Origin of the sequence: Pseudomonas sp. JV241A (genome assembly GCF_900275665.1) — a bacterium.
Classification (GTDB): Bacteria; Pseudomonadota; Gammaproteobacteria; order Pseudomonadales; family Pseudomonadaceae; genus Aquipseudomonas; species Aquipseudomonas wadenswilerensis.
On the sequence record NZ_OPYO01000037.1, the window covers coordinates 404,220 to 416,450 of the forward strand.

Annotated in this window: 11 protein-coding genes; 1 reads left to right on the forward strand and 10 read right to left on the reverse strand. The window is 61.1% G+C overall.

All coding sequences use genetic code 11. The features are described from left to right. Positions 1 to 66: 66 nt before the first annotated feature. Positions 67 to 1,023, reverse strand: coding sequence for an AraC family transcriptional regulator (locus JV241A_RS26680; RefSeq protein WP_115084583.1), 957 nt, complete (start codon positions 1,021 to 1,023; stop codon positions 67 to 69). 130 nt (positions 1,024 to 1,153) lie between these two features. Here JV241A_RS26680 and JV241A_RS26685 point away from each other — a divergent pair, with 130 nt between their 5' ends. Further along, complete coding sequence (locus JV241A_RS26685; protein ID WP_134065264.1) at positions 1,154 to 2,038, forward strand: LysR family transcriptional regulator; 885 nt, start codon at positions 1,154 to 1,156, stop codon at positions 2,036 to 2,038. Between the two features lie 18 nt (positions 2,039 to 2,056). Here JV241A_RS26685 and hcnC read toward each other — a convergent pair whose 3' ends face one another. The 9 genes from hcnC to atpG all read right to left on the reverse strand — a co-directional run bounded on the left by hcnC (position 2,057) and on the right by atpG (position 12,204). Continuing rightward, positions 2,057 to 3,313, reverse strand: coding sequence for a cyanide-forming glycine dehydrogenase subunit HcnC (gene hcnC, locus JV241A_RS26690; protein ID WP_115084579.1), 1,257 nt, complete (start codon positions 3,311 to 3,313; stop codon positions 2,057 to 2,059). A gap of 3 nt (positions 3,314 to 3,316) precedes the next feature. Continuing rightward, entirely contained in the window at positions 3,317 to 4,711 is a 1,395-nt protein-coding gene (hcnB, locus tag JV241A_RS26695) for a cyanide-forming glycine dehydrogenase subunit HcnB (RefSeq protein ID WP_134065266.1), read from the reverse strand. Further along, positions 4,708 to 5,022 (reverse strand): cyanide-forming glycine dehydrogenase subunit HcnA, encoded by a 315-nt coding sequence (gene hcnA / locus JV241A_RS26700; protein ID WP_038997941.1) that lies wholly within the window; start codon positions 5,020 to 5,022, stop codon positions 4,708 to 4,710. The genes hcnB and hcnA overlap by 4 nt, the downstream gene beginning before the upstream one ends. Before the next feature lie 161 nt (positions 5,023 to 5,183). Beyond that, positions 5,184 to 7,019: a glutamine--fructose-6-phosphate transaminase (isomerizing) gene (glmS, locus tag JV241A_RS26705; protein WP_134065268.1), complete on the reverse strand. Its 1,836-nt coding sequence runs from the start codon at positions 7,017 to 7,019 to the stop codon at positions 5,184 to 5,186. Further along, positions 7,019 to 7,798, reverse strand: a complete 780-nt coding sequence (locus JV241A_RS26710) for a DeoR family transcriptional regulator (RefSeq protein WP_134065270.1) — start codon at positions 7,796 to 7,798, stop codon at positions 7,019 to 7,021. Before JV241A_RS26710 ends, glmS begins: the two co-directional genes overlap by 1 nt. Positions 7,799 to 7,984: 186 nt before the next feature. Beyond that, complete coding sequence (gene glmU, locus JV241A_RS26715; protein WP_115084570.1) at positions 7,985 to 9,352, reverse strand: bifunctional UDP-N-acetylglucosamine diphosphorylase/glucosamine-1-phosphate N-acetyltransferase GlmU; 1,368 nt, start codon at positions 9,350 to 9,352, stop codon at positions 7,985 to 7,987. 123 nt (positions 9,353 to 9,475) lie between these two features. Continuing rightward, entirely contained in the window at positions 9,476 to 9,895 is a 420-nt protein-coding gene (locus tag JV241A_RS26720; RefSeq protein ID WP_038997917.1) for a F0F1 ATP synthase subunit epsilon, read from the reverse strand. A gap of 44 nt (positions 9,896 to 9,939) precedes the next feature. Beyond that, a complete protein-coding gene (atpD, locus tag JV241A_RS26725; protein ID WP_115084568.1) occupies positions 9,940 to 11,316 on the reverse strand; it encodes a F0F1 ATP synthase subunit beta in 1,377 nt (458 codons plus the stop codon). A 27-nt stretch (positions 11,317 to 11,343) separates the two neighbouring features. Then, positions 11,344 to 12,204 carry a F0F1 ATP synthase subunit gamma gene (atpG, locus tag JV241A_RS26730; RefSeq protein ID WP_038997915.1) on the reverse strand — a complete coding sequence of 287 codons (861 nt, stop codon included), beginning with the start codon at positions 12,202 to 12,204 and terminating at the stop codon, positions 11,344 to 11,346. Positions 12,205 to 12,231: the final 27 nt, after the last annotated feature.

Genomic DNA, 12,231 nt, shown 5'->3' on the forward strand with positions numbered 1-12,231 from the left:
GCAGCAAGGCGCCAATAGCCGTTTCCTGCGAATCGCTATCCAGATTGCGCAGGGGCCGATGAGCGTTCAGCGGTGGCGTTTGAAGGTAACCGAAGGCAGCTCGCCGAAGCGCTGGCGATAGCTTTCGGCGAAGCGGCCCAGGTGCAGGAAGCCGTAGTCCAGGGCGATTTCGGTGACATTGCGGACCGGGCTGGAGGGGTCCTGCAGGGCCGCGTGAATCCGCTCGAGCTTGCGCTGGCGCACATACCCCTTGGGTGATAGGCCGGCGTGACGCTCGAACAGCGTATACAACGAACGCTCGCTGACCCGCGCCACCGTCATCAACTGGCTGACCCCGATATCCTGATGCAGGTTGACGTCGATATAGGCCACCAGCTGTTCGAACGAGTGGGTCTGCAACCCCGGCTCGCAACGATCGATGTTGTTGCCCAAAAGGCTCAGCAACTTGCTGGCGACGATGCGCCCGTAATGCTCCTGCACCTGCGGCAGCGACTGGGTGGATTCGGCTTCGTCACACACCAGCCCGATCAGGCCGATAAACCCCGCCAGCGCGCCAGTGGCATGACGCGCGCTGGTGAAGCGGATACCGCCTTCGGGCAGTTGCCAGCGCTGTTCCAGACAAGCCTGTTCGAGCAGGTTGGCCGGCAACTTGAGGATGAATTTTTCGCAATCGGCCGAGTAGGTGAGGTCAACCGGATCGTCCGGATTGATCAGCAGCAGCTCGCCGGGCACATAGTGATGCTCATCGCCGCGACAGCTTGAATGGCAGTGCCCTTTGAGCAAGATCTGCAGGTGATACAGGGTGCCCAGCGCCGGTGAAGTAATCCGCGCCCTGCCCCCATAGCTCAGGCGGCACAGGTCGAGGCTGGCAAACTTGCGATGGTTGATGCTCGCCTGCAGGTCACCGCTGCGCGGCAGGCGCAGGCTGTGGCCGCCAACGTGCTGGTTGACGTAGTCGGACACCGCATAAGGGTCGGCATGCTGGAACACACGGCTGCGCTCGCTCAACAGTTGGCTGCTCATGGGCTGGCCTCATTGTTATGGTCGTACGACGATATCCACAGGGTCTGGTTATCCACAAGGCAGCAGCTTGCGCCAGTGCCTGCAGGCAGTCCAATATCCGTTGGGTAGGCAACCATACCCTGGAGGTATCATGGAATTGCGTCATCTGCGCTACTTCCGGGTGCTCGCGCAAACCCTCAATTTCACCCGCGCCGCCGAGCAGCTGCACATTGCCCAGCCGCCCTTGAGCCGGCAGATCCGTCAGCTGGAAGAAACCCTCGGCGTCGAACTGCTGGAGCGTGGCAGGCCCCTGCGCCTGACCGAAGCCGGTCGGTTTTTCCACGAGCAGAGCGCTGCCTTGCTCGACCAGCTCGAACAGATCGCCGAAGGCACCCGGCGCATCGCCAACAGTGAACGGCAGTGGCTGCGAATCGGCTTTGCGCCGTCGACGCTCTATGACTTGCTGCCCGAGTTGATTCGCCAGCTGCGGCGCAATGAGGAAATGGAGCTGGGCCTGCAGGAAATGATCACCCTGCAGCAGGTCGAGGCACTCAAGGCCGGGCGCATCGATGTCGGCTTTGGCCGCATCCACATCAAGGATCCAGCCATCGAACAGGTGTTGCTGCGCGAGGAACCGTTAGTCGTTGCCCTGCCCTGCGGGCACCCTTTGCTCGGCCAGCCCCTGGACCTCAAACGCCTGGCCGACGAGCCTTTCGTGCTCTACCCCGCCAACCCGCGGCCGAGCTACGCCGATCACATCATGGCGCTGTTTACCGCCCAGGGTGTGAACATCAAGGTAATCCAGTGGACCAACGAACTGCAGACCGCGCTGGGCCTGGTTGCTGCTGGCCTGGGGATAACGTTGGTGCCAGCGTCCGTGCAAAGCCAGCATCGCGCCGACATTGTTTATGCACCACTGCCAGAAAAAACCGCAGTGTCACCGATCATACTCAGTCGCCGGGCTGGGGATAACTCGCCACAGGTCCGGCAGTGCTTGAGTTTAGTGGCACAGATGAATACCGGCCCCCAGGGCTGAAGGCCGGTTTATCCACAATCAGGCCAGGGCAGCCTGCTTGTTTTCCACAGCAAGCAAGTCAAAACGCTCGGCCAGGAATGGAGTGATATCCAGCGGCAGGGCTTCCTGATGCACGACCTTGTCGATCAGCACCCCGGTGATGGCCGAAGTGAGGATGCCGGTGCGAAAGTGTCCACAGGCATTCAGGTAACCACTGACTTCCGTGACCGGCCCCAGAATCGGTAGCTCGTCCGGCGAGCCCGGGCGCAGGCCGGCCCACGTGCGTTTCAGGTTGATCTGCGCCAGCTCCGGTACACAGCGAACCGCACCCTGAACCAGGCCGTTGATTTCCGGGAAGGTGTTGCTGACGTCGAAGCCTTTGTCCTCGGTGGTGCTGCCGATCAGGATCTCGCCGTTGTCCTTCTGCGCCATGTAGCAATCGCTGGTGGTCAGGCAGCCTTGCAGCAGCTTGGGCATGCGCTCGGTGAGGATGATCTGGCCTTTGACCGGCTTGACCGGAATCCGCAGGCCGGTGGCCCATTCGCTCAAGTCTGCGGCCCAGGCGCCAGCGGCGTTGATCAGGGTATCGCAGTGAAAGGTGCCCTCTTCTGCGGTTTGCACACCGCTGACCCGCGAGCCCTGGTGCAGCACGCCGGTGATGTTGGTGTTGTGGAACAGATCGACGCCGTTCTGGCGCGCCGCTTCCATATAGGAATCGGCCAGGCGGAACGGGCTGACCTGGTGATCGCAAAGGAACTCCAGAGCGCCATGGGCCTGATGGCTGACTGCCGGCTCCGCCTGGCGCAGGGCCTCGCGGTCGAGCCAGCGTACCTGGTCGGCCAGATGCGGAATCTGCGCGACGATGTGTTCGGCGTACAGGCGGTCTTCATCGTCGTAGATCACGTACTTGAGGCCGGTGCGCTCGAACTTGAAGTCCATGCCGTGGCGGTCGATCAGCTCGCGGTGCAGCTGTGGATAAAGTGCGTTGGACTGCAAGGCAAAGTCGAAGAACGACTGCGGCAGGATATGCGGCGTGCTCGAATCCACCGCCACTGCCGCGCCATGGGCTTCGCGCTTGTGCTTGGCCGACATCATGCGAAAGAAGATTACCCCGCAGCCCAGGCCCACCGACTCACCAATGGCCCACAGGCCGCCGGCCGAGGCGCGGGTGGCATTGCCGGGGCGCTTGGCATCGATCAGGGCGATCTTCAAGTTCTTGCGTTTGGACAGCTGGTAGGCGCAGGACGCACCGATCACACCGCCACCGGCGATGACCACATCATAGGTTCTGTTCATGCTTCAGGCTTCCGTGCCGAGTTGCTGGAATGCGGAGAATGGAATCGGGTCGATCGGGAAACGCGGGCGTAGCCAGCCTACGTCGGCGCGCCCGGTGGCTTCGCGCAGGCGATCGCTGCAGTAGCCGACGCACATGCGCCCCTGGCAGTCGCCCATGCTCACCCGGGTGCGCATCTTCAGCCCGGCCATGTCTTCGACGCCCTGCTCCAGGGCGCGGTCGATGTCGCTGCGGGTCACGTGTTCGCAGCGGCAGATCACCGTGTCGGGCTGCGGCAGGTCAATCTGCTTGGTGCCGCGGTGGGTGTAGCGTTCTACGCCAGCGCGAAAGCGCTTGATCGCCGCCAGTTGGCCGAGGTACTTCTCGCGCAATTCGATGGCCTGTTCAGCGTTGAGCACTTCGCGCTGCAGCAGGATCGAGACGGCGGCGATGCGCCCGGTGAGCATTGCCGCTTCGCCACCACGGATGCCGCCCATGTCGCCAGCCAGGTGGATATGCGCCTGGCTGCTTTGCTGCCAGACGTTGCTTTCCGGGCGCAGGTAGCCGTCTTCGTTGAAGCCGTGGTCCAGACCCAGTTGCTGGCTGAGTTGCGTGCGCGGGATAAAGCCGTAGCCCACCGCCAGGGTTTGCGCCGGTTCGCGTTGAGCGCGGGAGAGGTCTGGTTGCCAATCGTCACCGTAGGGTGCCACGGTCACTTCAGCCAGTTCGCCCTCGCCCTTGGCTTCGACGACGCCCCAGCCGTAGTACATGGGGATGCCATTGAGTTTCATGTAGCCGAGCATGCTCAGGCCATCGAGGAACAGTTGCGGCTTGTTCATCAGCGCCAGGCTTTCACGGGCGATCTTGCTGAACGGGCAGGCTTCATAGACACCGGCGACTTTCGCCCCGGCCGCGTGCAGTTGGCAGGCCACCAGCGGCAACAACGGCCCGGTACCGGCGATCACGGTACTGCCCAGGGGTTTGACCACGCCGCTCTTGATCTGCAGTTGCAGCCCGCCGAGCAGCATGACGCCAGGCAAGGTCCAACCGGCGAAGGGGACGTTGCGCTCATGGCAACCGGCCGACAGCAGCAGGTGGGAATAGTCGATCTCGTGTAGGGTTTCTTCGGCATCGAGCACCATCAGGCGCTGCTCGTCACCACCCACCACGCGGCTGTTCAGGCGCAGGTCGATACGATCGCCGCAGGCGGCAAAATCCTTGTGCAGTTTCTTCAGCGCCTTGCTGTAGCGGGCGCCCAGGTAACCCAGGTCGACGCCGCTGCGCAGCGGCCCGCGAAAGACCACGCCACCCGGACGCGAGGCTTCATCGAACAACAGGCTGGAAACACCGTGGTTGGCCAGCTCGATCGCCGCCGCCATACCCGCCGAACCACCCCCGACAATCACTGGACGCAGGCTCATGGTGCCTCCTGCCCGGCAAAGCGGTTGGTCCCGGTTTCGACCTGCATACCCGGCTGCACCACAGTCTGGCAGGCGCGGCGCTTGGGCCGGCCGTTGATCGACACCAGGCAGCAATGGCAGACGCCCATGCCGCAGAAAGCGCCGGTCAGTTGATCGTGATCGTTGCGCGCCACCTGGCGCAGGCCCACAGCGTTGAGCACGCTGAGCACGGTTTCACCGGCGGCGACAGCGACTGCCTGGCCGTTGAGTTCGATGGTCATGTCCGCCCGCGACAGGGGCTGGATATCAAGCTTTCGCTCCAGAGTCTGCATAGCTTTTCGTCCGTGAAAAAGAAACATGGACTGCGCACACTATGCCAAGCGCGCGCCTGGTCTATTGATCCAGGCCAGCTAATGGGTCTGCTTGCCGGACAAACCGACAAAAACACAAAACCCCCGATAAACGGGGGTTTTGGGCTTGGCAGGAGCGACCGTTACTCGACAGTCACCGATTTCGCCAGGTTACGCGGCTGGTCGACGTCGGTACCCTTGAGCACCGCCACGTAGTACGACAGCAGTTGCAGCGGGATGGTGTAGAGGATCGGCGCCAGGGCATCGATGATGTGCGGCACGGCGATTACATGGGTGCCTTCGCCATTGCTCATGCCGGCCTGCTCGTCTGCGAAGACGATCAGCTCGCCACCGCGAGCGCGGACTTCCTGCAGGTTGGACTTGAGCTTTTCCAGCAGCTCGTTGTTCGGCGCCACAGTGACCACTGGCATGTCGCTGTCGACCAGCGCCAGCGGGCCGTGCTTGAGCTCGCCGGCCGGGTAGGCTTCGGCGTGGATGTAGGAGATCTCCTTGAGTTTCAGCGCCCCTTCCATCGCTACCGGGAACTGCGCGCCACGACCGAGGAACAGGGTGTGGTGCTTGTCGGCGAACAGCTCGGCGGTCTTCTCGACGATCGCATCCATGGCCAGGGCTTCGCCCAGGCGGGTTGGCAGGCGACGCAGTTCTTCCACCAGCTCGGCCTCGACACCGGCGGCCAAGGTACCACGCACCTGGCCCAGGGACAGGGTCAGCAGCATCAGCGACACCAGCTGGGTGGTGAAGGCCTTGGTCGAAGCTACGCCAATTTCCGGGCCGGCCTGGGTCAGCAGGGTCAGGTCCGACTCACGCACCAGCGAACTGATGCCAACGTTGCAGATTGCCAGGCTGCCGAGGAAGCCCAGTTCCTTGGCGTTGCGCAGGGCAGCCAGGGTGTCGGCGGTTTCACCCGATTGGGAGATCGAGACGAACAGGGTGTCAGGCTCCACCACCACCTTGCGGTAGCGGAACTCGCTGGCGACTTCGACCTGGCAAGGAATACCGGCCAGGCTTTCCAGCCAGTAACGGGCAACCATACCGGCATGGTAGCTGGTGCCGCAGGCAACGATCTGCACATTGCGCACTTTGGCGAACAGCTCGGCAGCTTGCGGACCGAAAGCCTGGACCATCACGTGATCCTTGCCCAGGCGGCCTTCCAGGGTGCGTTGCACCACGGTTGGCTGCTCGTGGATTTCCTTGAGCATGAAGTGACGGTACTCGCCCTTGTCAGCCGCTTCGGCGCCTTCATGATATTGCACGGTTTCGCGCTGGACCTGGGTGCCGGCAACGTCCCAGATGGTGACCTGTTCGCGACGGATTTCGGCGATGTCGCCCTCTTCCAGGTACATGAAGCGGTCGGTGACCTGGCGCAGGGCCAGTTGGTCGGAAGCCAGGAAGTTCTCGCCGTGGCCCAGGCCGATGACCAGCGGGCTGCCGCTGCGGGCTGCCAACAGGCGATCAGGCTGCTTGGCGCTGATCACTGCCAGGCCATAAGCGCCGTGTAGCTGCTTGACCGCAGCCTTGAGGGCATCGGCCAGGTCAGGCAAAGATTTGAGGGTGTGAGCCAGCAGGTGAACGATCACCTCGGTATCGGTCTCGGAGCTGAATACGTAACCCAGGCCCTTGAGCTTTTCACGCAGTTCTTCGTGGTTCTCGATGATGCCGTTGTGCACTACCGCCAGTTCATGACCGGAGAAATGCGGGTGAGCATTGTGCTCGGTTGGGGCACCGTGGGTGGCCCAACGGGTATGGGCGATACCCAGGTTGCCGGCCAGCGGTTCAGCGCCGACTGCAGCTTCCAGCTCACTGACCTTGCCGATACGACGGCGGCGCTCGAGGTTGCCCTGCTGGGTGTAAACGGCCAGACCTGCGCTGTCATAGCCGCGGTACTCGAGACGCTTGAGGCCTTCGATCAGAATGGTTGTGATGTTACGTTCGGCGACGGCACCAACGATTCCACACATTAGTCATGCTCCTGGGTGATAGCGGCGCAAATCACGTTGATGCCGCGGGCTTCAATCTGTTCGCGTGCCTCGGTGGGCAGGCGATCATCAGTAATAAGGGTGTTGACGCTGCTCCACGGCAGCTCAAGGTTGGGGATCTTGCGCCCGACCTTGTCGGACTCGACCATGACGATCACTTCCCGGGCGACGTCAGCCATCACCCGGCTCAGGCCCAGCAGTTCGTTGAACGTGGTGGTGCCGCGCGCCAGGTCGATGCCGTCGGCGCCAATGAACAGTTGGTCGAAGTCGTACGAGCGTAGTACCTGCTCGGCTACCTGGCCCTGGAACGATTCCGAATGCGGGTCCCAGGTGCCACCGGTCATCAGCAGTACCGGTTCGTGTTCCAGTTCGCTGAGGGCACGGGCCACATTCAACGAGTTGGTCATCACCACCAGACCGGGTTGATGACCCAGCTCCGGGATCATCGCAGCGGTGGTGCTGCCACTGTCGATGATGATTCGTGCGTGTTCGCGGATACGTCCCACAGCAGCCTTGGCGATGGCCTGCTTATAAAGGGAGACCGGCTGGCCCTGATCAGTAAACAGTTCCTGCGGCAGAGTTACCGCACCGCCATAGCGACGCAGCAGCAGGCCGTTGGCTTCAAGGGCAGCCAGATCCTTGCGGATGGTGACTTCCGAGGTTTCGAAACGCTTGGCCAAAGCGTCGACGCTCACCTCGCCCTGCTCATTGAGCAAAGCCAGGATGTTATGACGACGTTGGGGAGTGTTACGTTTCGACATGGTGCCTTAAGTTTCGTTTCGAAAGATAATGATGCCAATCAAAACCTATAGCGACTCATGCGTCAAGGACGCTGAAAAGATTTTCTTAATGTGAACAACTTTCTCCACAGCACGACTTTATCCACAGAATGAAAAAGGCCGACTTATGCACAATCCCGTCGGCCTTCTTTTTCAGCTGTGGGTAACTCAGCTCTTCTTGATCTTCTCCGGCCGCTTCCAGCCATCGATATTGCGCTGACGCGCCCGACCGACCGCCAACTGCGCCGCTTCAACGTTCTGGGTAATAGTTGAACCCGCTGCGGTGGTGGCGCCGTCGAGGATATCCACAGGCGCTACCAGCGAGTTGTTCGAGCCGATGAACACGTCTTCACCCAGCACGGTCTTGAACTTGTTGGCGCCGTCATAGTTACAGGTGATGGTGCCGGCCCCAATGTTGGTACGCGCGCCGACCTCGGCATCACCCAGGTAAGTCAGGTGACCGGCCTTGGCGCCTTCACCCAGGTGGGCGTTCTTCAATTCGACAAAGTTACCCACATGGGCACGCGCTTCGAGCACGCTGCCTGGACGCAGGCGGGCAAACGGGCCGGCATCACTGCCTTCACCCATGATCGCGCCTTCCAGATGGCTGTTGGCTTTGACCACCACACCCTTGCGCAGGGTGCTGTTCTTGATCACGCAGTTCGGGCCGATGACGACGTCGTCTTCGATGACCACGCGACCTTCGAGGATCACGTTGATATCGATCAGCACGTCGCGACCAACGGTCACTTCACCACGTACATCGAAGCGCGCCGGGTCACGCAGGGTCACGCCCTGGGCCATCAGGCGGCGGCCTTCGCGCAGCTGATAGTGACGCTCCAGCTCAGCCAGCTGGCGACGGTCGTTGGCGCCCTGCACTTCCATCGGGTCCAGCGGCTGTTCGGTGGCGACCACCAGGCCATCGGCCACGGCCATGGCGATGACGTCGGTGAGGTAGTACTCGCCCTGGGCGTTGTTGTTCGACAGCCGGCCCAGCCAGTCAGCCAGGCGCGCGCCCGGGACGGCGAGGATGCCGGTGTTGCCTTCGTTGATAGCTTTCTGTGCGTCGCTGGCATCCTTGTGCTCGACGATCGCCGCCACCTGACCCTGGGCATCACGGACGATGCGGCCATAGCCGGTCGGATCATCCAGGGTCACGGTCAGCAGGCCAAGCTGCTGCGGGGTGACCTTGGCAAGCAAACGCTTGAGCGTGTCTACCTCGATCAGTGGTACATCGCCGTAGAGGATCAGCACGGTATCGGCATTCAGTGCCGGTAGGGCCTGGGCCACTGCGTGGCCGGTGCCCAACTGCTTGTCTTGCAGCACGAAGTTCAGGTCATCGGCGGCCAGTCGTTCACGTACCAGCTCCGCACCATGCCCGATCACCACATGAATACCCTGCGGCTGCAGTTGGCGGGCACTGTGGATAACATGGCCGAGCATGGAGTCGCCGGCGACCGGATGCAGCACCTTGGGCAGCGCCGAGCGCATGCGGGTACCTTGGCCTGCGGCGAGAATAACGATATCGAGAGACATTGACTGGCTACCAATCCTGGGGGGTCAGCGCTGTGACCAGAAGAAGAAATTCGGAAAAAGAAAAAGGGTAGCCGAGGCTACCCTTTAACTCAATCGCAACGGAAGTGACCGGCGAGCGCCAGATTACTTGCCTTTGCGCATTTGCTGGACGGTACGCAGCTGGGCTGCGGCCTCGGCCAGACGTGCGGCGGCGGCGCCGTAGTCGAAATCCGCGCCTTTCAGATTCAGGGCGTTCTCGGCAGCCTTGAGGGCTTCCTGAGCCTGAGCCTCGTCCAGGTCTGCAGCACGTTGCACAGTATCGGCAAGCACCTTGACCATGTTCGGCTGGACCTCGAGGAAACCACCAGAGATGTAGAACACCTCTTGGGCGCCACCCTGCTTGGTCAGCGTGATCGGACCTGGCTTCAGATTAGTGATCAGCGGGGCGTGGCCTGGAGCGATACCAAGATCACCCAGGTTGCCGTGCGCAATCACCATCTCGACCAGACCGGAGAAAATTTCCCCTTCCGCGCTGACGATATCGCAATGGACTGTCATAGCCATCTGCTTGCCTCAACCTGATTAGCGCCCCTTGCGGGGCGCCGGGATTACAGTTTCTTGGCTTTCTCGACGGCTTCTTCGATGCTGCCGACCATGTAGAACGCTTGTTCTGGCAGGTGGTCGTAGTCACCTTTGAGGATGCCGCTGAAGCCTGCAATGGTGTCTTTCAGGGAAACGTATTTACCTGGAGAACCGGTGAAGACTTCGGCCACGAAGAACGGCTGGGACAGGAAGCGCTGGATCTTACGAGCGCGCGATACCAGCTGCTTGTCGGTTTCGGACAGTTCGTCCATACCCAGAATGGCGATGATGTCCTTCAGCTCTTTGTAGCGCTGCAGAACATACTGAACGCCACGAGCGGTGTCGTAGTGCTCGTTGCCGATCACGTTCGGGTCCAGCTGGCGCGAAGTCGAGTCCAGTGGATCGACCGCTGGGTAGATACCCAGGGAGGCGATGTCACGGGACAGTACGACGGTAGCGTCCAAGTGGGCGAAGGTGGTCGCTGGCGACGGGTCGGTCAGGTCGTCCGCAGGTACGTATACGGCCTGGATCGAGGTGATCGAACCTTCCTTGGTCGAAGTGATACGCTCTTGCAGAACGCCCATCTCTTCAGCCAGGGTCGGCTGGTAACCTACTGCCGAAGGCATACGGCCCAGCAGTGCGGATACTTCGGTACCGGCCAGGGTGTAACGATAGATGTTGTCGACGAACAGCAGAACGTCGTTACCTTCGTCACGGAACTTCTCAGCCATGGTCAGGCCGGTCAGCGCTACGCGCAGACGGTTTCCTGGTGGCTCGTTCATCTGACCGTAGACCAGCGCTACTTTGTCGAGAACGTTGGAGTCCTTCATCTCGTGGTAGAAGTCGTTACCCTCACGAGTACGCTCACCCACACCGGCGAACACGGAATAACCGCTGTGCTCGATGGCGATGTTACGGATCAGTTCCATCATGTTTACGGTTTTGCCTACACCGGCACCACCGAACAGACCAACTTTACCGCCCTTGGCGAACGGGCAAACCAGGTCGATAACCTTGATGCCGGTTTCCAGCAGGTCGTTGCCGCCTGCCTGGTCAGCGAACGAAGGAGCGTCGCGGTGGATACCCCAGCGCTCTTCTTCACCGATCGGGCCAGCTTCGTCGATTGGGTTACCCAGGACGTCCATGATCCGGCCCAGGGTCGCTTTACCGACTGGTACGGAGATGGCTGCGCCGGTGTCTGCAACGTCCAGACCGCGCTTCAAGCCTTCGGTCGAGCCCATCGCAATGGTACGAACCACGCCGTCGCCCAGCTGCTGCTGAACTTCCAGGGTGGTTTCCGCGCCTACTACTTTCAGCGCGTTGTAAACACTCGGAACGCTGTCACGTGGAAATTCCACGTCGATGACGGCGCCGATGATTTGAACGATACGTCCGCTACTCATAGCTGGATCCTCTGAATATTTGAACCGTTAAACCGCGGCAGCGCCGCCGACGATTTCCGAGATCTCTTGGGTGATCGCAGCCTGACGCGCCTTGTTGTAGATCAGCTGCAATTCGCTGATCAGGTCACCGGCGTTGTCGGTGGCGTTCTTCATCGCGATCATCCGGGCAGCTTGTTCAGCTGCGTTGTTCTCGACCACCGCCTGGTAGACCTGCGACTCCACGTAACGCACCATCAGGCCGTCCAGCAGCTCTTTGGCGTCAGGTTCGTAGAGGTAGTCCCAGTGGTGCTTGAGTTCTTGATCCGGGGTTGCAACCAACGGAATCAACTGCTCGACCGTTGGGGCTTGCGTCATGGTATTGACGAACTTGTTCGATACCACGGACAGACGGTCGATACGACCATCCAGGTAAGCGTCCAGCATGACCTTGACGCTGCCGATCAGATCATTGATCGACGGCTCTTCGCCCAGGTGGCTGATCGCGGCTACGACGTTGCCGCCGAAGCTGCGGAAAAACGCCGCACCCTTGCTGCCAACCACGCAAAGATCGATCTCGATACCTTGCTCGCGGTTGACCGCCATGTCCTTGACCAGAGCCTTGAACAGGTTGGTGTTCAAGCCACCGCACAGACCACGGTCACTGCTCACGACGACATAACCAACGCGCTTTACTTCGCGTTCGATCATGAAGGGGTGGCGGTATTCCGGGTTGGCGTTGGCCAGATGACCGATAACCTGGCGGATACGCTCCGCGTAAGGACGGCTAGCAGCCATGCGCATTTGTGCCTTGCGCATTTTACTGACCGCCACTTTTTCCATGGCGCTGGTAATTTTTTGCGTGCTTTTGATGCTCGCAATCTTACTGCGAATCTCTTTTGCGCCTGCCATGTAACACCTATCAGGTTAGCAAGCGGG

What these genes read in the sequence shown, in the direction of transcription:
- JV241A_RS26680 (WP_115084583.1), bottom strand. Translation starts at nt 1,023, where the DNA reads ATGAGCAGCCAACTGTTGAGCGAGCGCAGCCGTGTGTTCCAGCATGCC.
- JV241A_RS26685 (WP_134065264.1), top strand. Translation starts at nt 1,154, where the DNA reads ATGGAATTGCGTCATCTGCGCTACTTCCGGGTGCTCGCGCAAACCCTC.
- hcnC (WP_115084579.1), bottom strand. Translation starts at nt 3,313, where the DNA reads ATGAACAGAACCTATGATGTGGTCATCGCCGGTGGCGGTGTGATCGGT.
- hcnB (WP_134065266.1), bottom strand. Translation starts at nt 4,711, where the DNA reads ATGAGCCTGCGTCCAGTGATTGTCGGGGGTGGTTCGGCGGGTATGGCG.
- hcnA (WP_038997941.1), bottom strand. Translation starts at nt 5,022, where the DNA reads ATGCAGACTCTGGAGCGAAAGCTTGATATCCAGCCCCTGTCGCGGGCG.
- glmS (WP_134065268.1), bottom strand. Translation starts at nt 7,019, where the DNA reads ATGTGTGGAATCGTTGGTGCCGTCGCCGAACGTAACATCACAACCATT.
- JV241A_RS26710 (WP_134065270.1), bottom strand. Translation starts at nt 7,798, where the DNA reads ATGTCGAAACGTAACACTCCCCAACGTCGTCATAACATCCTGGCTTTG.
- glmU (WP_115084570.1), bottom strand. Translation starts at nt 9,352, where the DNA reads ATGTCTCTCGATATCGTTATTCTCGCCGCAGGCCAAGGTACCCGCATG.
- JV241A_RS26720 (WP_038997917.1), bottom strand. Translation starts at nt 9,895, where the DNA reads ATGGCTATGACAGTCCATTGCGATATCGTCAGCGCGGAAGGGGAAATT.
- atpD (WP_115084568.1), bottom strand. Translation starts at nt 11,316, where the DNA reads ATGAGTAGCGGACGTATCGTTCAAATCATCGGCGCCGTCATCGACGTG.
- atpG (WP_038997915.1), bottom strand. Translation starts at nt 12,204, where the DNA reads ATGGCAGGCGCAAAAGAGATTCGCAGTAAGATTGCGAGCATCAAAAGC.